Raw genomic sequence first — 19,535 nt, 5'->3', positions numbered from 1 at the left:
GTTTAAAAAATAATTAAACGTAATTTAAAATTTGTCTTTGGATAAAAAGTGAATATCCTCAACCTCCTAAAACGAATAACCTACCATAAAACTAAGGAAATTTGTTCGTACATGACCGCCATTCCAAACGTTATTTTTATTGATTTTAGCTAAACCTAAATTGTTTCTGATTTCAAGATGAATCACTTTACTATTTCCTAATTCAAAGTTTTTACCCACTCCGGCAGAAATACCAAAATCAGTTTTTATACTATCCTTAGTCATATCTTCATTTGGTGTTTCAAAATAGTAACTTCAAAATCGTTTGTAAAAGTAGATTTTAATAACTAACCAATAAAAGGACCGCCGTTCACAAAGAAAATATTTTATCTGTGAAACGAAGACGGTAGCATAATCGTTAACCTCTTTCTAATTGAAAATTATGAAATGGAAAGGCTACTACTTGGCTTCGGCGACGGAATTGAAATTCTGAAACCTGAAAGTTTACGCAATCGAATCAAGGCTATTTTAGGAAGAGCTGGTAATAAATACTCAGAAAACAATGAAGCAATAAAAAAATAAGGCAATAACATACTTGTGTAACCCAATTGCCCGAAATCCTTAAGCTACCTAATATGTATTTTTTTGGTAGGAATAAAAAATCTAATTAAATAAATTTCGCCAACACTACAAAAGAAAGTTCGTTTGGTTGGCTTGAATAATCAAAGATGTAAAAAAATGGAAACACATAAAAATAAACACACTATTGTTGGTAACAAACTCCACTACGAATTAAAACGTCCATCATATTTTTCACGTAAAGTTCATAGTTTGGCTTATCTATTAACTGGAAATCAGATATTTCTTTTGGAGCGTTCTCTTGGAAGTACATTTGGTGACTTATCAAGGTATTTTTTACAAAAGATAAAATATCATTGGCATCTTTTTCTTTGGTATTTGGGACGGCGAACCCCGTAAAAGCAAACTCATAATGAAGAACTATTTTTTTTGAAGCTAATTCGTATATTTCTGTTTGAATATAAATTCTAATCCATATATGCCCTTTTGGTGCATTTTCAACACCAATTTGTTCTTCAATATAATTTAAGACCTCTCCGCATGGTATTCTTTGCGTGATAGCATCATTGTTTATGTCAAATTTTATTATAGGTTCAATATACTGTATTTTCATATTTTACTATTAGTCTTATCAAATGTAATGAAAAAGCCCCTAAGTTATTAGGGGCTTTGTTTATTCTATAATAGTGGTATTTTTAATCTAAAATTTATACCCTATACCTAGTATCATGTGAGTTGTTTTTATATCATCGGAATTATTCAAATCTATTAAAAATCTTCCATCTAAGAACAGTCCTTTGTATAAAAAAGCTTCCATCCCTAATATTATACCAATGTCTTTTAGGTATGTTTTGTTTTGAGTTTCAATGTTTTGAGTAACTGATGAGCGTACAACTCTTGACGGATTTATATATAGTCCTGTTTTAATATTAAACTTATCAACTGGATAGTATTTAAAACTTAATGAAGGTAAAAAAGAAGTTACATTGTACTTTGTTTTCACATCATTTGTTTGTGATTCTCCAGAAGCTTGATAATACAACAATTCAAACTCATAAGTCAAATTTTCATTTTTATATTCAAGCATCCCCGAGATAAATGCAGAAGGATCTAAATAAAATACTTCTTCATTTTCATTTCGATTATCAATAAATGTTACACCTGTTTTTAGTCCAAAATTAATTTGACAATTAGATTCGAATGCGATTAAAGCAAATACAATTAGTAAAGTGTTTTTCATCTTTTTTGTTTTTATTTCATTTAAACCCAAAAAATGAAGTTGTTTAAAATAACAAGCGTGGGTTTGTAGCTTCATCCGTCTTGAGGTTCTGACAAAACCCTACGCCAAGATAAAGCACACCCACGCCATAGCATGAGCATCGACTTATTATCTTGTGGCGTATTGTAACTGTCAGATTTCAAGACCACGATAATAGCTAACGCTATATTTTCCGATATTTTATTTTACAAATATATAAATCTATTCTTTTTAAACTTAAAAAAACTAATCTCCTTTATACACTTCTTGTAAATTATATATCTTGTTGTCTTTTACGGTAAATGGTATAATAGACGTTTTCATAAATTCACGTCTATAATATGCATAGTTTCGCACATTTGCAGCAGGTTCAAGTTTGTCAAACGCTTCTATAAAGTCTTTTAAATTGGTTGCAAATAGTACAACTTCATTATCAAGGTTAGCAGTATATAATTTACGTAGTGCTTTCATCGTCTTTTTTCTTAGGCTTTACAATAGAGGAAAGTACGGAATTGAATTTAGGTTTATCCTTTTCAATCCGTACATCTTCTTTTGGTTTTGGTATGTCGCCTTTTTTGGGTTTTTTATTTGTCATTAGTTAGCGTTTTATAATCTAATCTTTTGTTCGCTCCGTTTGCCAAAGCTACATCAAATTTACTTCCCTCTGACAATCCTCTGTTGTTATATCTGAAAGTAAATTCATTTACATAACGTCCTAAATGTTTGTCTGAAACGTGGTGGTAAATTCCATCTAATCCTCTTTTTAATAACGACCAAAAGTTTTCAATATTATTTGTGTGAACATTTCCGCTTACATATTCGTTTGCACTATGTCTAACAAATTCGTGATTGAAGTTTTTGTGTAACGTAGAATAAGAACGGTATTCATCAGTATAAACCGTTGCTCCGGCATCTACTTTTGCTACCATAATTGGCAATATAGTTTGTGCTTTAGTATCTTTAACAGGAACGGCATAAACTTTACCATCACGCTCTAAAATTCCAAGTACAGGCGATTTAGTTTTGATGCTACGACCTTGTGTGTTTTCGGTTCTTTTATTAGCGTGTTTGTTTTTCTCTTTTCCACCGATATAAGTTTCGTCAATTTCTACTTCATTTGTGAAAACTTCCGCTTTCGGGTTGTAGGTTTCTCTAATACGCTGTAAAATAAACCAAGCCGATTTTTGACTGATTTTTAAATCACGTCCTAATTGATGTGACGAAATACCTTTTTTGTGTGAAGTAACCAAGTAGATAGCAACAAACCATTTACGCAAAGATATTTTAGAATCGTGAAATATAGTTCCAACTTTTACACCAAATTGTTTACGGCATCCGTAACATTTGTAACGTTGTGTTTTTCCTTTTAAAGAGTTAACTCTATCGCTTTCGCAATAAGGACAAGTAGGAACACCGTTCCAACGAATAACAGCTAAATGTTGTTCGCAAATTTCTTCTGTTGTGAAGTAGTCAAGTAGTTGAAACAAACTGTCGAAATCTCTTAAATCTTTAGCGGTTTTCATATTGTTGCTGTTTGATGGTGTAAATATACGTTGTTAAATTTACATAAACAAGCAATTCTGTAATTATTTCGTGATATAATTACAAATTTTGTTTTTATATTTGTTACGGCGGTTCCCTACTTACTTCTCACGGCTTTCGGGAATCGCTGTAACTCCTTGTCATTCACTCTGTCTGTTCCGTTTTTCGCTTTTGGTATGAACCGGAGCTACTTAGACTTTCAACGGCTATCTGTTTGGCACGTCTTTAACAAAGCTTTCTTCAATCAGCACTCTAATGTGGTACTTTTCGTTTTACAAACTTCTGAACACATCAACAATGAGGTTGTCGCAGTTTATGATGTTTGATGTTACAAAGTACGTGCGTTAAAAAGTTTTAAAAAAGAGTTGCGAATTGCGTTTTTTGCGTTATTTTTTGCGTTGCAATTTGCGTTATTAAATATTTTCCTCAAAATTACTAAGATGTCCTTTAAGTATAGGTAAGTGCTTTTCAAACCAATTATCAGGCTTGTCATAGTTTGTTATTTTAACTTCGTATTCTTCAAAAATAAACTTCAAATATAAATCTCTAGGAGGGTTAGGTGTATAATCTGTTCCAATGTCGCTTTTAAGGAAAAACCAAATATTCATTAATTGGGTCTTTTTCCCGCTATAATAGTTTTCAAAAAGATATTTGAATAATTCGTAACACCTTGCATTCCAAATATTTGGGTTATGTTTAGGATGTTTAGTATTTAATTCGGCTGATTGATTGCTTTCAAACAAGAATGGCTTTTCTGAACGGTGGGCAATTTCGACCTCTAAATCGTCTTTCATAGTAATCGTTTCTTCATTTTCTTTAGACATTAATGCGGGAATTTCAAACGTATTAATGAAGTTAATTAAATCCAAACAAAAATCAACCAAATCAGCATTCTTAACAACATAATTATAGTCACGGATTGTAAACAATGTTCTTTGGTCAGTTGAGTTACTTTTATATCCAAATAATATATTTTTAGGATGGTAATCAACAACCAATATTATCATTGATCTGTAAGATTCTGTTTCGATTCTTAATTTAGGATTACTATCATAAGAAACCAATAAATCATTAAGTGCAGGAAATATAGCTTTTTTGAACAGATTATATACGTATCGTGCTTTATGATATATCTCTATCAACTCATTTCTAACTACAACTTGAGTCTTTGCGTTTTCAAACCTATCCGTATAATGTTGCTTATAATCTTCAATTAAGTTTAATGGTCTATCTGACCTAATGTTTATTGTCAAACAAACTCTGCCATCTTCATTAATAATGCCATCAAAATCATTTTCTACAGTCATTGATTGAGAAGAACATATCCATTGAATTGTGTTTAATTCTCTTTTAATTCTTTCAAAAATTGTAATTTCTCCTTGAGTATTTTTTGTTTCAAAAAAATTCAACGCTTCTTTCTGTTTTATAATAGGAGTGCTTACTAATATATTTCTTAATTCTTCTTCAAGCCATTTTTTATAAAGAACATATTTACCATAAACACGCTTTAAATCGGAAGAAATAAATGTATGTGAACTGTAAAAGGGAGCAACTTTGTAATGCCCACATTTCCATTTCAAATATTCGTAATGGTCTTTATTTGATTTGTTTAAATTAGTACCCTCAACCGCATCAACGCTGTTCATACTATCCGCTTCTTCTATGAATTGGTTAATTTTTTTTAGTTGGTCTTGCAAAGGTCTTACTTCAATCGGAAATTTACTTTTAAATTGACTTACTAAAACTTCAGCTTCTATAGCTCCGTAGTATTTTTCAAGCCATTCTAAGGCTTTTTCTCGTGTTTCGGGTGGTGGAAAAATAGAAAACTTATCTCCAACAGAAGTAACACCTGTATAGTTTTTTACATCTTCTTCGTTGGCAATTTTATCGATACGGTTTTCACGCTCGAAAGATTCGTAAATCTCTTTAAAGTCCATTATAATAGTTTGGTTTCCACAACTAATGTAAACAAAAAATTCGAACCAATAAAAAACCCCAAAATTAATCAGGGTTTTTTATTATATTTGAATATACCAAAAATCTATAAAAATGTTCGACGAACACGTAGAATCAATTTTTGCCACATTATTAATAAATGGTCAAATTACTGCTGGCTTTAATAATCCTTCACGCACAGTTGTTCTTATGTTAAAAAGTAAAGGATATTTGATAACACCTTACGTTAACCCCGACATCTTTGAACCAAGTGATTTAGGAAGAGAAGTTTTGCAATGTAGCAGTTGGAAATCATATATAGAGAAAAAAGATTTAAAGGAAAAAAGATTAATAGAGAAAGAAATTTTAGACCTAAAAATATCAAGATTCAAATATTACACTCTTTGGCCAGCTCTTATTCTGGGTGTTATTGGTGGTTTTTACAGCATATTTAACATAATAAAATCATTCGCAGAAAAACCACCAACCAAAATAGAATCCACAACGGAACAACCCAAATCGCATATTTCATCGGAAGCCAAAAAAAGCGAGAATCTTGTTCGTTTAAAAGAGAGCGATACAATTTTCTACTTGAAGAAAAAAGAATAAGATAATAAATATTATCTTTAAAAAAATTACAAATTTTAGTTTTAAGTAATTTTAATTTTTTTGGGTTACACAAGTATGTTATTGCCAAAAATAAAGTAATCAAACCCATTTGCAATCCGCAAAATTAAAAATGAGATAAAAATAAAATAATAGAACCCGTTGGGTGTAATTACTTAATTCAAGAATACTGTAACTATTTTACCTCGAATTCTCGAATTTTAAAATAAACAACCGCGATAATTTGTTCATCTATGATGAAAATTCGAATTAAATCGAATAATCATCCTAAAAAAATTAGTGAATTAGTGGCAAAACTATTCCAAAATTTAATTACACCCAGCGGGTTAATAGAATCTTCTTATAAGCAATAAAAAGTATTAACCTATAACTGTAAACTAAAACCTGTATTAATACAAACTGTATAGCTAAATCAGGACGGGTCAACTACGAGTCACCGTAATCGCATCCACCTATCCCAAGTATGGATAGTGTATGAGTAATGTATGAAAAACATTATGTCAAATAGAGTAAGCACAGAAGTATTTAACAATAAAATAGAGTCGGAAACTATTAAAACTTAATCTCCAATTTCTCCGAAACCACTTTTTCATTTTCCTGGTATTCAAAAAGCCAACTGCCGTCTTTTAAAGAAACAACACCGTTTTGATTGCCTTTTTGAGCGATAAACATGGTTGGACTATCTGTTTTGAATAATTTAAAAACCACTTTTGGAGTAGAATCTACCAATTGAAATCCGTTAGCGGTTGGCTGAGCGAATAACAAGTTGGAATAATCTGTTGTTTCTGAAACCGGTGGAGGTAAACTAGCTTTTGGTTTTTCTACTGGAACAGTTGTTTTAGGCAAAGTTACTTCTACAACTGGCTCTGCAATGCTTTTTTTTGTTCCATTATATTTATAATTCAATGCAAAAAGTGATTGAAATGCTTCATCTAATGCTATGGGATAAGCAACTTTAAATTCCTTTTCTTTTGTTTTTCCAACTTCACTTTGATGAACTATTTTTTCATAACAATCTTTAAAAGTTATTAATAAACTTGTAAATAAAAATTTATTACCTTTTGTAACATTCACCGTCAAAATATCGCATCTGTTCTTTGTAATTTCACTAGGTATATCCGTATTTTCATAGAATACAATAAAACCCATTTTCTCCAGATTAAACTTTGTAATGGTGCTTAATCTGTATTCATTTTCAACCTTAAAATCGTTGAATTTTGTGGGTACAATAACGTATTGATAGTCATTCAAACCCTGAGAAAAAAGTTGAATCGAACTCAACAATAAAACTATAAAAAGCAATTTTTTCATCTTAAAATATATAAAATTAAAGATAATTCTTTAAGTGTAATAAATGGTTCACTTGCGGGAAATTATTTTCAACCGGAATATTAAATTCGTTAAAAAATATCGCATCCATTCCGCTGTTAATTGCCCCTTCAATATCAGCCTCCCAACTATCACCAATCATAATTGATTTTTCCTTTTCAGTATTGGCTAACTGTATGGCGTAATTAAAAATAATCGGATTTGGTTTTTTAACACCTGCACTTTCAGAATTGGTAATGGTTTTGAAGTACTGTAAAAGATTTGAATTTTTCATTTTCCCATCCTGAACTGATTGAAAACCATTGGTAATAATATGAAGATTGTAATTTGGATATAGGTATTCTAAAATTTCTTTCGCTCCTTCATACAAATGATTAAATTGTGGCAAATAATGGATATATTCCCGAGAAAGAAGATGAATAATATCATCTAAAACTTCCTTTTCCATCAAATTAAAAACTTCTTTCAACCGTTGATAGCGAAGCTCTTCTTGTGAAATTTTTTCTTCACGATACAATTTCCAAAATTTAAGATTGGTAGGAATGTAATGTTCTAAAAAAATGGCTAAATCCAATTCCAACTCATGCTTTTTAAAAATCGTTTCAAAAGCCAAAGCCGAATTTTTTTCAAAATCCCACAACGTATGATCTAAATCAAAAAAGATGTCGGATTTGTGTTGGAAAGGCTTCATCTTATGGTAATTGGTGAAAGGTAATGGGTAAAAGGTGATGTTGAAAGTTAAATTAGTTAATAATTAAATAATACTGCCTACTTCGTAGAAGATTGCTTCGCCAGTTCGCTTAGGCTCGTGTCCTATTTCGACTTCGTCATCTTTCGGAATGACAGAAAAACTAAGTTCTTATTTTCCGCCTTTCACAATTACGGCGTTTTCAATGTGATAAATCCAGTCGTTTACGTCATTATCGTTGTAACGAAAAGTTCCTTCCATCGTAACATATTGATCAGTTTTTAGTTTTGGAGTTGGGCCTTTAAACTTGATTCCCATAATGGTTTCTGGACCGGCTTGACCACAGAAAAAACAAGAAGCAAAAACATTTTTACTCAACGCATACGACACATTATCAATCGGAATAATAAAACCGCTCATCACGATTTTCTTTTTGCTTTTTGCTTTTAAATCAGAATTTATTATGGGAAACATAACCCCATCCGGGTAATCTTTGTCTGGTTTTTTGATGTATTTAATCACACCCAACAATTTCCAAGATAAGGTATCAGGTTTCACTTGCGTGAATAAAGCATCTTCTGCCAGATCAACTTTTGTATCAAAGGATGAAATAAATCCGGCTTTCTGAACCGCGATTTCATCGGATGATTTAGTGTTAGAAAATGGATAGTTAACTTCCAAAGAAGAGTCTAACACAATTATAATTCCGAATAGTAGAATAAAAACTATATAAATTTTACGCATTTGCTAATGTTTTTGAAATATTTAATCGATAGGCTTTCACCGCAGGAATAACGGCTGCTAAAATCCCGACAAAGATAGTAACCAAAAATAAAATTCCTTCTTTTTCCCAAATTATTGTCATAGGATTAAACGCCATTTTGAATTGTTCGTCCGTGGTGCTAGAAATCATAACTAATGCTAATCTTCCAAAAAGCGTACCAAAGATAAAGCCTACCACACAAAGTAATAAACTTTCAAACAATACTAAACCTAACATTTGAATTCGTGATGCACCGGAAACTCGCAACAAGGCAAATTCATATTTTCGTTCCTTTAGTCGATTATACAAGGCGATGAAAATACTTATTCCTGAAATCAACATAATTCCGTAGGCTAAGTATTGTAAAGCTTGCAAACCAATTCCGAATAACGAAAACAATCTATTGATTTCAATTGCCGGTAAAGCAGCTTGCATTTTGGTATTTTGAGCAATCATTCTTGGCCAGGAAATGATGCCCATTTTATTTTTAAATTTCACTAAAACAGCCGTAATTTCTTTGGCTTCGTCGTGGTCGTGTTCATCACCTTCTTCGTGCACGTGACCTTCTTCGCCGTGAGCGGGATTTTCAGAAACTTCATGGGCGTGATCTTCCTCGTGGTCATGATTACAATTTTCGTCGTGAACATGTTCTTCATGGTCGTGTTCATCGCCTTCCACATGGATGTGACCTTCTTCTCCGTGTAGCGGATTTTCATCTTCCGAATGTGCTTCTCCACCATGATCGTGTCCGGAATGCATTTTCCAAACACTTTCAACGGTACATAAAATTAAATTATCAATTACTTTGCCGGTTGGCGAGGCAATTCCGACAACAACATAAGCATATTCTTCGTGTACGTGGCCTTCTTCAGCATCGCCGTGGGTTCCAAAAAATTTATCTCCGAGTTTGATGTTAAGTTTTTTGGCAATTTCACTTCCAATTACTACTTCAAAATTCTTTTCAAACACTTTTCCTTCGGAAATGTTTGCTGTGTATTTTTTGATGTAATCGGGTGTTGTTCCCACAATTTTAAATCCGCGATAATTATCACCAAAAGCTAACGGAATGGCAGTTTCTACAAACGGATGTTTCATCCAAACTTCGGCTTCTTTATAATCTATATTTCCGGTTGGAGCATCAACGTGATAGACAGAAGAAAGTATCAATTGTAACGGACTTCCTTGTGCTCCCAAAACCAAATCGACACCATCGATGTTACTCGAAAATTGTTTTTCAAATTGTTCTTGCAATAAAATCAACAACGAAATAATCGCCACCGAAGCAGTTAATAAAACCAAACTTAAAACGGTATTCAACGGCTTAAACCAAAGGTTTTTCCAAGCTAATTTTGCTATCATTTAGTTTAAGTTTAATTGGTTAGAAAATTTATCTTTCAATCGTTGGTCGTGCGTCACAATGATCAACGCAGCTTTGTATTCTTTGGATAAATGAGCTAATAAATCGGCTACTTTAAATGCATTTTCATCATCTAAACTTGAGGTTGGTTCATCAGCTAAAAGCAGTTTTGGTTCATTAATTAAAGCTCTAGCAATCGAAACACGTTGTTGCTGTCCAACACTCAAATTGGAAGGCAATTTATACATTTGATCTTCTAAATCTAATTGTTTTAAAAGCGATTTTGCTTTCTCAGTTGCTTTTTTTCCGGTGGCTAACCAAGAAGCTAACACCACATTTTCAAGCACATTCAAAGAAGCTACAAAATGCGATTGTTGCAGAACTAAGCCAATATTTCTTCCGCGAAAGCGATCTAATTCTTTTTCAGATAAAGAAGAAATGTTAATGTCTTGGATAAAAATAGATCCCGATTTTGGTCGCAACAACCCACCCAAAAGATGCAATAAGGTGGTTTTTCCTTTTCCTGAATTTCCTGTTATCAATACTATTTCTGATGCATTATTTGTGATATTCGGAAAGGAAAAATGAGTAGTTTCGTTAAATGAGAAAGTTAAATTTTCTGTATAAATCATTCCATTTTAATTAGATTCGAAAGATACTGATAATTTAAAAAATGAGTTGTTAATCAATTCTAAAAATTAGCCTAAGATTTTCGCATTTTTTTGGGTCCGTACCAAAGCCAAAAACCTGTTATGGTAAACAGCATCAAAGCCAGACTCATAATTATGGTATAAATCAATTTAAAAACACCCGATTCATATCCTAAATAATAATCAATGATTGAACCGTCGTGAATTTTTTCGATAACATCAGATCGTCTCAAATCAATGTGCAATAAATTTCCGGTTGCACCATCGAGTTGTACTTCGTAAAAATTAGACTTAAAAGTAAACTTCACCATTCCTTTTTCAGGACGAACATCGATTCTATCAATTTCTGAAGGATTTGATTCTTTTAAGTGTGCTGTGATGAAACGATTTGCATTATTTTGCAGACTATCCAACGGAAGAAAATTTCTTAATTCGGTTGACGTTCCTTTTTTTGTTTCGGGTAAAATCATGCCGCCACTGTGCTTTTTTATTCCCAACAAAAATCCTGTGGCAGCTACAATAAAGAAAAAAACAAACAAAAGAGCTCCCGTTGTTCGATGCACTTTTCTAAAAACTCTAAGTATTTTGGCTTGATTTTTTCTGGTCTCAGACACTTTTATTTCTTTAAATTATAATATTCCTTGATCAGCAAAACTGAAATATCCATTTTCTGTTATGATAACGTGGTCAATAAGATTCATATCTAATTGTTTTACTGCCAATTTTACTTTTTGTGTTAATTCAATATCCGAATCACTTGCAATTAATTTCCCAGATGGATGATTGTGCGTCAACACGATGGATAGTGCGTTATGTTCTAAAGCCATTTTTAACACCAACCGAATGTCTACAACAGTTCCGGTAATTCCACCTTTACTCAATTGTGCTTTATGGATGATTTTATTTGCGTTATTCAAATATAAAACCCAAAATTCTTCGTGAGGTAATTCGCCAATGATGGGTTGCATCACATTAAAAATTACTCGACTTGAATTTATTTTTATTAATTCCGGAACTTCTTCTTCTCTTCTACGTCTGCCTAATTCCGTAGCGGCAATGATGGAAATTGCTTTTGCTTCGCCAATTCCTTTAAATTCAATCAATTGCTTAAGGGATAATTTTCCTAAGGCGTTTAGATTATTTTGAACGTGAGCCAAAATCCGTTTGCTTAAATCAACTGCACTTTCATTTCTATTACCTGAACCAATGATGATTGCTAGTAATTCAGCATCGCTGAGTGCCGATTTTCCTTTCAACATTAATTTTTCTCTGGGCTTATCATCTTCTGCCCAATTTTTTATTGAAAAAGGGTTGTTTTGCTCCATTCTGTATGGCTTTTAAAAATTATTAGTGCAAATAAAGATTTTTTTGTAACATAATTACTAATTTTAAGACTTATTTTAAAATTTAAAACTTAAACTATGAAAAAATTAGGAATCGTATTCAGTGTTATGCTTTTTGTAATTAATGTTTTTTCAGCTCAAGCTCAAACTGCAGACGAAATTATAAACACTTATATTACAAATATTGGTGGTGCCGAAAAATTTAAAAGTTTGACCGGTACAAAAATGGAAATGAATGTAAACTACCAAGGAATGGAAATTCCGGTTGAACTTGTTCAATTAAAAGGTGGAAAAATGTATTTGAAAATTAATTTTCAAGGACAAGAAATTACACAAATGGCATTTGATGGAACAACTGCATGGTCAACCAATTTTATGACGATGAAAGCAGAAAAGATGGAATCTGAAATGGTTGAAAATATCAAATTGGAAGCCGGAGATTATCCAGACCCGCTAATTGACTACAAAGCAAAAGGTTACACCGCAGAATACCTTGGAAAAGAAACAAAAGAAGGAACAGAATGCTACAAGGTAAAAGTAACAAAAAAACCACAAACAATTGATGGCCAAAAAGTAGACAACGTAGTATTTTACTATTTTGATACAGAAAATAATGTTCCTATTCTAACCGAATCCGAAATTAAATCAGGTCCGATGAAAGGTCAAATGTCGGTTTCAACGATGAGCGATTATCAAGAAGTGGAAGGAATGTATTTCCCTTTCTCCATGAATCAAGGTGGTCAACCAATGAAAATTAAAAAAGTGACTTTGAATCCAACAGTTGATCCAAGTGCTTTCACTTTCAAAGAATAAATCAATCATAATCATACAAAATCCCCTTATTAATTTTAGTACGGGGATTTTTTTTAACCACACGAAGATATGAAAAACATTTACAAATTATTTTTAACAGTAGGTTTGATTTCGTCTTTTCAATCACAAGCTCAGGAAGATGTGATTTTAAAGGGAAAGGAACTTTTTGGTGATATTAAAGCAAGACAAATTGGTCCTGCTATTATGAGTGGACGAATTTCGGATATTGCTAATCATCCCACCAATAACAAAATTATTTACATTGGAGCGGCCGGTGGTGGAGTTTGGAAAAGTTCCGATGGAGGTGCGTCCTTCTCTCCTATTTTTGATAAACACATTCAATCTATTGGTTGTGTAACTATTGACCCAAACAATCCGGATAATACAATTTGGGTTGGAACAGGTGAACCTTGGCCAAGAAACAGTGTTTCTATTGGCGATGGTATTTATAAATCTACCGATGGTGGTTTGAATTGGAATAATATGGGTTTACCAAAATCCGACCGAATTACTTCAATTATTGTTGATCCAAGAAATAGCGATGTGGTTTGGGCAGGAGTTTTAGGTGCTCTTTGGGGTGACAGCGAAGATAGAGGGATTTATAAAACAACCGATGGCGGAAAAACGTGGAACAAAGTTTTCTATGTTGATCAAACAACCGGTTGTGCCGATTTGGTTATTGACCCATCAAATCCTGAAATAATGTATGCCAGTTTTTGGGAATTCAGAAGAACGGCTTGGTCATTTAATTCGGGAGGAAACAATTCTGCCTTATATAAAACAATCGATGGAGGAAAAACTTGGAATAAAATTCACAATGGCTTTCCAAAAGGTCAATTAGGTAGAATTGCGATTGGTGTTGCTCCTTCAAAACCGCAGACTTTATATGCTGTTTTAGAAACGGAACAAGACAAAGACAAAGGTTTATATCGTTCCGATGATTCCGGAGCAACTTGGAAACATTTGAACAGTGATTTCGAATTGGTCGTTCGTCCTTTTTATTTTTCAAGAATTACGATTGACCCACGAAATCCTGATATTTTATACAAAGGTGGATTAAGAGGCTCGATTAGTCGTGATGGAGGAAAAACATTCAAACCGCTAGGAAATATGCACGCTGATATTCACGATATTACCGTTGATTTGAATGATAGCAACCGAATTTATGTAGCAACCGATGGTGGTTTATACAGAAGTTGGGATTCTGGAAATACAATGGATATTGTTAAGAATTTACCACTTTCACAATATTATCATTTGAGTTTGGATAATGAAGAACCATACAATATTTATGGAGGTTTACAAGATAATGGTTCGTGGTATGGACCAAGCAAAAGCGATGGCGGTATCGAAGCTCGCGACTGGCACGTTGTAGGATATGGTGATGGTTTCCGCGTCTTGAAACATCCCACAAAAAAAATCATCTACAGTGAAATGCAAGGTGCCGAAAATATTTGGCGATATAATTTAGAAACAAAAGAATTAAAAACCATTCAACCACTTGCGGTAAAAGGCGATCCGAAATTACGTTTTAATTGGAATACGCCGATTGTAACCGGAATTCATAATCCGGACAGAATTTATGCGGGAAGTCAATTTGTACACGTTTCTGATGATATGGGACAAACGTGGCGAAAAATCTCAGGCGATTTGACAACCAATGATCCAACAAAAACAAACACCGAAAAATCAGGAGGTTTGTCTGTTGATAATTCGGGTGCTGAAAATCACTGTACCATTTTTACAATTGCGGAATCTCCTTTAAACAAAGAAATTATTTGGGCAGGAACCGATGATGGAAATGTTCAAATTACTAGAGATGGTGGAAAAAACTGGACAAATGTAACACTGAATTTAAAAAATTTACCAAAAAATACGTGGTGTTATCACATTGAAGCAAGCGTTTTTAATGAAGGAACTGCTTATGCCGTTTTTGATGGTCACTCAAAAAATGATTATGCAACTTACGTGTATAAAACTTCCGATTATGGAAAAACATGGACTTCAATTGTAACCGCTGACATTGATGGTTTTGCGAGAAATATTCAAGAAGATTACAAAAATCCAAACTTATTGTTTTTAGGAACCGAAAAAGGGCTTTACATCACCGTTGATGGCGGAAAAAACTGGTCGAAATTTGAAAATAACATGCCGGCCGTTGCTGTTCATTACCTTGATTTGCATCCAAAAACGAATGATTTGGTGATGGCTACACACGGAAGAGGAATTATTATTTTAGATGATGTGAGTCCGCTACGTCAAATTACACCGGATATTTTGAAAAAAGATGTTCATTTTTTTGAGATGAAACCATTCGCTATCGAAGAACAATCCAGTTTTGGTGGAACAGCTTCAGAATTAGAATTTGTTGGTCCGAATCCGAATACTGCAGCACAAATTGTTTATTATTTAAAAAAGCGTCACACATTTGGTAAAATGGAATTAGAAATTCAAGACATGAATGGTAACAAAATAGTTACCCTTCCTGCAGGAAACCAAAAAGGAATTAATATTGTTACTTGGGGTTTTAATACTAGAAATCCAAAAGTAGCTACCGGAAAAACGTTGAGTTACGGGGGATTTACTGCACCAAGAGTTCCTGAAGGCACATACAAAGCCGTTTTAACGAAAGGAAAAGAAACGTATACACAGGAATTTAAAGTTGTGAATGATCCGAAAAGCGTTATTTCATCTGAGGAAAGAAAAAAACAAGCCGAAACCACAAAAATGCTATTTGATAAAAATGAAGAGTTGGCTTATATGGTTTATGAGTTGGATGAAATGATTGCTTTGAATAAGAAAATTATGGAAAAAGATGCCAAATTAGCGAAATCAAATGGCAAAATTGATTCAGAATTTAATTCTTTAAAAAATACAATGGTTGTAACCACGGGTGATATGTATGTTGGAGCTGCAGAACCACAATTGCGAGAAAAATTAAGTGCTATTTATGCTACGGTTGCTTCACAATTTGATGCTCCTTCTCCATCGCAGATTTCAAATATTGAAAATGTGATGGATAAATTCAATACCGCAAAAAGTGGTTTTGACAATTTGAAATCGAAGTACAAAAACAAATTATCTGAACAAGCAGCAAAACTTCAAATTCCATTTTCATTAAAATCATTTGAAGAATACTTAAAAGATTAATTTTATAAACTATTTTTTCTAAAAAATGCTTCTTTACAAAAAGAGGCATTTTTTTTGTACTAAACTGAAAGTGCATTTCGTTATCAATTAAATTTAATTTTTATGAAACTCTTTCTATCCATTTTCCTTTTTCTTCTTTTACCAATAAATCAGCAATCATTTTCTTTAAAATTGTCTAATGCTGCTTTGGAACTTACCAAAGACAAAGTTACTTATGATCCCAGTTATGTGAAGTTGAAATATCCAAACGGAGATGTGGCGAAAGACAAAGGAGTCTGCACAGATGTGATTATCCGAGCTTATCGGAAATTAGGAATCGATTTGCAAAAAGAAGTTCACGAAGATTTGAAAGCAAATTTTTCAAAATACCCAAACTTAAAAAAGTGGGGATTAAAAAAACCGGATACTAATATCGATCATCGTAGAGTTCCCAATTTAGAAGTGTTTTTTGAACGTAAAGGAGAAAAATTAACCGTAACTAAAAATCCTTCCGATTACAAAACAGGTGATTTAGTAACTTGGATGATTGGCGACAAACTTCCGCACATCGGTATTGTTACACACAAAAAATCAGCTGATGGGAAACGCAATTTAATTGTTCACAATGTAGGAAGCGGACAGGTGTTGGAGGATTGTTTGTTTAGTTGGAAGATTGTGGGGCATTACACCTATAATCCGAAAAATTAGAACCAATTTTACCGCAATCTTGTCATTCCGTAGGAATCTAAAAAAGTAGAACATATTTGCGTGAGATTCCTACGGAATGACAAACTAGATGTTGAACTCTCAGAATTTAAATACTTTCGTAGTAGTCTAATTCTATCACTTAAAAAAAATCATTCCAAAATTCCAAATCAGGATTCATTTCTTTAATCAAATTCAATTTTCTTTCTCTAGATAAGTTTTTAATTTCCTTTTCTCTTGCAATTGCTAATTGAATCCAACCGAACTTTTCATAATAAATCAAAAAATGAGTATTGTAACGAGCAGTGAAACTAGTTGGATTTAGTTTATCTTGATGTTGTTGTAAGCGTAACTTCAAATTATTAGTTACACCAGTATATAAAACTGTTTTGTTTTTATTTGTTAAAATGTATACATAAAAATTATAAATTCCTTCTGTAAACTCAATCATAATAAAATCAATTTAAAAAGTAATCGATTTTGAGATTCCTACGGAATGACAAACTAGACGGTGAGCTTTACATATACTAAAAAGTTTCTGAGACATTTTTGATGTAATTTTCAGCACAACTTACCCGCAATTTTGTCATTCCGTAGGAATCTCGTTAAAAATGAATTGTCTAATTGACTAACTGCTTCACCTCCTCAAAATCCAGACCACCATAATTCCCGGAACTCATTAACAACAAAGCAGAATTATCCAAATTAGTAGAAAATAAAAAATCTTTAAATTCAGTTGGATTCGTGTAAATAATCAAATCATTTCGTTTAAAAGATTGTGCGATCTGGTCATACGTTACTTCTTCCAATTGTTTGATTTTAACAGCATCTGGCGAATAAAACACAACGCCAACATCGGCAGCATCCAAAGCTCCTTCATATTCTTTTAGAAATTCAGCATTCAAACTGCTGTAAGTGTGCAATTCTAAACAAGCTACTAATTTTCTATCGGGATACTGATTTTTTACAGCTTTGGTAGTTGCAGAAACTTTACTTGGTGAATGAGCAAAATCTTTGTAAGCTACTTTTCCTTTTCCTTCGGCAATTTTTTCTAAGCGTTTGGATGCACCTTTAAAACTGGCAATGGCTTCGTAAAAATCAGCTTCATCGACACCCATATTTTGACAAATCCATTTGGCTCCGGCAAGATTGTTCAAGTTGTGAGCACCAAATACTTCAATTGGCATTGGTCCTTCAGGAGTATCCAAATAAGTTGTTCCATTTTCAACGGAATAATTCGGAGTTTGATAGGGCAATCTTCGGATGGTGTTGGTCGTTTCTTCACCTACTTTTTTTACCGTTTCATCTTCTTCGTTATACACCAAAATGCCACCTTTTGTAATTTGATTGACAAAAATTTCAAACTGCTCTACATAATTTTCAAATGTCGGAAACACATTAATATGATCCCAAGCGATACCGGATAGCAAAGCAATATTAGGTTGATACAAATGAAATTTCGGTCTTCTGTCAATTGGAGATGACAAATATTCATCACCTTCCAAAACGATAAAATCATTTTTTTCGGTGAGATGAACCATTGTATCAAAACCTTCCAACTGTGCTCCTACCATGTAATCTACTTCGATATTGTGGTAATGCATCACGTGTAAAATCATCGAAGTAATGGTCGTTTTTCCGTGAGAACCACCTATTACAACTCGCGTTTTGTTTTTTGATTGTTCGTATAAAAATTCAGGATAGGAATAAATTTTCAAACCCAATTCTTTTGCTTTTAACAATTCAGGATTATCTGCTTTGGCGTGCATTCCGAGGATAATTGCTTCGATATCTTTTGTGATTTTTTCAGGAAACCATCCCATTTCATTCGGCAAAAGTCCGAACTTTTCTAAACGTGATTTTGAAGGTTCAAAAATAGCATCGTCACTTCCGGTAACGTGATAACCTTTCTGATGCAAGGCAAGTGCTAAATTGTGCATGGCGGCTCCGCCGATGGCGATAAAGTGGGTTCTCATTTTTATGGTAAAGGGTTATTGGTAATGGGTAATTGGTCACTTAATAACAAAATTATTTGCTTTCAAATTTCTTTTTTAATTCTTCTGCTTTTTGAGGTTGCTTCATTTTGTTTTTATACAAATCGTATAACTTTTGAAACGTTTTTTTTGAATTTCCAATTTCATGAGCTTTTTTTAAATTCGCTTCTGCCTTTGCATATCTTTTAAAATATTGGTCAATGTAACCTTTGGCTAAAAACCCATCAACTTTTGACAAATTCATCAATTCATTGGCATATTGTTGGGCTTTTGCTTCGCTTCCGCCTACAATTGCGGGTAATTCAATATATAAAATGACCAAAGCCCATCGAGAATCAATATGCTTTGCATCTAATTTTGCGGCAGTTAAAAAGCATTCTTCTACTTCGTCAATCATACCCAAAGCAGTAAATTTATTTGAATCTTTGGCTTTCATTCCCATTGCACCACCATATTTATAGTGGTAATCTGCATTTTTAGGAAATTGAATTTTTATTTTTTTATAGTACGAAATAGCTTCATCCCAATTTTTTTCTTTACCGGCGATGTCACCCAAATATTCTAAAGTTTTGGTATGATTTGGATTTGATTTTAAGTGATTTTCAAACAAAACTTTAGCTTCGGCAAATTTTTCCTTTTGGAATAGCTGCTCTGCTTTTTCAAAATCTGAATTGGCCATGAGTTGAAATGAAATTAGAAAAATTACCAGTTTTAAAATTGACATAGTTTTTATTTGTATTCAAAAGTAAGGAAATGTTTTTGCGTTTCCATTTAGTTGTACAAATTTTAAGTATTTTAGTGAATAATTTTTTTCATCAAATCCAACCTTCTAAGCCATTTTATA

General features: G+C 32.9%; 22 protein-coding genes. 5 read left to right on the top strand and 17 right to left on the bottom strand.

Annotated features, from left to right (window positions below):
• Positions 1-66 precede the first annotated feature (66 nt).
• The gene (locus tag B4N66_RS11930; RefSeq protein WP_291095059.1) at positions 67-264 is read right to left on the bottom strand and encodes a hypothetical protein; all 198 of its coding nucleotides are present in this window, start codon (positions 262-264) and stop codon (positions 67-69) included.
• A gap of 126 nt (positions 265-390) precedes the next feature.
• On the opposite strand from B4N66_RS11930, the gene B4N66_RS11925 reads away from it, so the two are divergent.
• Positions 391-561: a WYL domain-containing protein gene (locus tag B4N66_RS11925; RefSeq protein ID WP_291095121.1), complete on the top strand. Its 171-nt coding sequence runs from the start codon at positions 391-393 to the stop codon at positions 559-561.
• A gap of 181 nt (positions 562-742) precedes the next feature.
• Here B4N66_RS11925 and B4N66_RS11920 read toward each other — a convergent pair whose 3' ends face one another.
• The 6 genes from B4N66_RS11920 to B4N66_RS11895 all read right to left on the bottom strand — a co-directional run bounded on the left by B4N66_RS11920 (position 743) and on the right by B4N66_RS11895 (position 5,295).
• A complete protein-coding gene (locus B4N66_RS11920) occupies positions 743-1,171 on the bottom strand; it encodes a hypothetical protein (protein ID WP_291095057.1) in 429 nt (142 codons plus the stop codon).
• Between the two features lie 87 nt (positions 1,172-1,258).
• Positions 1,259-1,873 (bottom strand): outer membrane beta-barrel protein, encoded by a 615-nt coding sequence (locus tag B4N66_RS11915; protein WP_291095056.1) that lies wholly within the window; start codon positions 1,871-1,873, stop codon positions 1,259-1,261.
• A 189-nt stretch (positions 1,874-2,062) separates the two neighbouring features.
• Entirely contained in the window at positions 2,063-2,287 is a 225-nt protein-coding gene (locus tag B4N66_RS11910; RefSeq protein ID WP_291095055.1) for a hypothetical protein, read from the bottom strand.
• Positions 2,271-2,411 carry a hypothetical protein gene (locus B4N66_RS11905; protein WP_291095054.1) on the bottom strand — a complete coding sequence of 47 codons (141 nt, stop codon included), beginning with the start codon at positions 2,409-2,411 and terminating at the stop codon, positions 2,271-2,273. The genes B4N66_RS11910 and B4N66_RS11905 overlap by 17 nt, the downstream gene beginning before the upstream one ends.
• The gene (locus B4N66_RS11900; protein ID WP_291095053.1) at positions 2,401-3,339 is read right to left on the bottom strand and encodes an IS1595 family transposase; all 939 of its coding nucleotides are present in this window, start codon (positions 3,337-3,339) and stop codon (positions 2,401-2,403) included. The genes B4N66_RS11905 and B4N66_RS11900 overlap by 11 nt, the downstream gene beginning before the upstream one ends.
• Positions 3,340-3,771: 432 nt before the next feature.
• A complete protein-coding gene (locus B4N66_RS11895; RefSeq protein WP_291095052.1) occupies positions 3,772-5,295 on the bottom strand; it encodes a hypothetical protein in 1,524 nt (507 codons plus the stop codon).
• A gap of 112 nt (positions 5,296-5,407) precedes the next feature.
• Here B4N66_RS11895 and B4N66_RS11890 point away from each other — a divergent pair, with 112 nt between their 5' ends.
• Positions 5,408-5,902, top strand: coding sequence for a hypothetical protein (locus B4N66_RS11890; RefSeq protein ID WP_291095051.1), 495 nt, complete (start codon positions 5,408-5,410; stop codon positions 5,900-5,902).
• 570 nt (positions 5,903-6,472) lie between these two features.
• Here B4N66_RS11890 and B4N66_RS11885 read toward each other — a convergent pair.
• The 7 genes from B4N66_RS11885 to radC form a co-directional block, all read right to left on the bottom strand.
• Complete coding sequence (locus tag B4N66_RS11885; protein ID WP_291095050.1) at positions 6,473-7,231, bottom strand: hypothetical protein; 759 nt, start codon at positions 7,229-7,231, stop codon at positions 6,473-6,475.
• Positions 7,232-7,247: 16 nt separating this feature from the next.
• Positions 7,248-7,940, bottom strand: coding sequence for a YjjG family noncanonical pyrimidine nucleotidase (locus B4N66_RS11880; protein ID WP_291095049.1), 693 nt, complete (start codon positions 7,938-7,940; stop codon positions 7,248-7,250).
• Between the two features lie 168 nt (positions 7,941-8,108).
• Positions 8,109-8,681, bottom strand: coding sequence for a hypothetical protein (locus tag B4N66_RS11875; protein ID WP_291095048.1), 573 nt, complete (start codon positions 8,679-8,681; stop codon positions 8,109-8,111).
• Positions 8,674-10,059 carry an FtsX-like permease family protein gene (locus B4N66_RS11870; RefSeq protein ID WP_291095047.1) on the bottom strand — a complete coding sequence of 462 codons (1,386 nt, stop codon included), beginning with the start codon at positions 10,057-10,059 and terminating at the stop codon, positions 8,674-8,676. The genes B4N66_RS11875 and B4N66_RS11870 overlap by 8 nt, the downstream gene beginning before the upstream one ends.
• On the bottom strand, positions 10,060-10,689 hold the full coding sequence (locus B4N66_RS11865) for an ABC transporter ATP-binding protein (protein ID WP_291095046.1): 630 nt from the start codon (positions 10,687-10,689) through the stop codon (positions 10,060-10,062).
• A 71-nt stretch (positions 10,690-10,760) separates the two neighbouring features.
• Positions 10,761-11,327, bottom strand: coding sequence for a PepSY-associated TM helix domain-containing protein (locus B4N66_RS11860; protein ID WP_291095120.1), 567 nt, complete (start codon positions 11,325-11,327; stop codon positions 10,761-10,763).
• 9 nt (positions 11,328-11,336) lie between these two features.
• Positions 11,337-12,032, bottom strand: a complete 696-nt coding sequence (radC, locus tag B4N66_RS11855; protein ID WP_291095045.1) for a RadC family protein — start codon at positions 12,030-12,032, stop codon at positions 11,337-11,339.
• A 96-nt stretch (positions 12,033-12,128) separates the two neighbouring features.
• On the opposite strand from radC, the gene B4N66_RS11850 reads away from it, so the two are divergent.
• From B4N66_RS11850 to B4N66_RS11840, 3 genes are all read left to right on the top strand, one after another.
• Positions 12,129-12,863 carry an outer membrane lipoprotein-sorting protein gene (locus tag B4N66_RS11850; RefSeq protein WP_291095044.1) on the top strand — a complete coding sequence of 245 codons (735 nt, stop codon included), beginning with the start codon at positions 12,129-12,131 and terminating at the stop codon, positions 12,861-12,863.
• A gap of 69 nt (positions 12,864-12,932) precedes the next feature.
• Positions 12,933-16,013, top strand: a complete 3,081-nt coding sequence (locus B4N66_RS11845; RefSeq protein WP_291095043.1) for a WD40/YVTN/BNR-like repeat-containing protein — start codon at positions 12,933-12,935, stop codon at positions 16,011-16,013.
• A gap of 102 nt (positions 16,014-16,115) precedes the next feature.
• Positions 16,116-16,700 carry a DUF1287 domain-containing protein gene (locus tag B4N66_RS11840; RefSeq protein WP_291095042.1) on the top strand — a complete coding sequence of 195 codons (585 nt, stop codon included), beginning with the start codon at positions 16,116-16,118 and terminating at the stop codon, positions 16,698-16,700.
• A gap of 139 nt (positions 16,701-16,839) precedes the next feature.
• Here B4N66_RS11840 and B4N66_RS11835 read toward each other — a convergent pair whose 3' ends face one another.
• From B4N66_RS11835 to B4N66_RS11825, 3 genes are all read right to left on the bottom strand, one after another.
• Positions 16,840-17,148, bottom strand: coding sequence for a GIY-YIG nuclease family protein (locus tag B4N66_RS11835; RefSeq protein ID WP_291095040.1), 309 nt, complete (start codon positions 17,146-17,148; stop codon positions 16,840-16,842).
• A gap of 169 nt (positions 17,149-17,317) precedes the next feature.
• Positions 17,318-18,673 (bottom strand): UDP-N-acetylmuramate--L-alanine ligase, encoded by a 1,356-nt coding sequence (locus B4N66_RS11830; protein ID WP_291095038.1) that lies wholly within the window; start codon positions 18,671-18,673, stop codon positions 17,318-17,320.
• 52 nt (positions 18,674-18,725) lie between these two features.
• Complete coding sequence (locus tag B4N66_RS11825; protein ID WP_291095036.1) at positions 18,726-19,415, bottom strand: tetratricopeptide repeat protein; 690 nt, start codon at positions 19,413-19,415, stop codon at positions 18,726-18,728.
• Positions 19,416-19,535: the final 120 nt, after the last annotated feature.

It is taken from the genome of Flavobacterium sp. UBA2787, assembly GCA_002352205.1.
Lineage (GTDB): Bacteria > Bacteroidota > Bacteroidia > Flavobacteriales > Flavobacteriaceae > Flavobacterium.
This window is presented reverse-complemented; position numbering and strand designations above follow the sequence as displayed.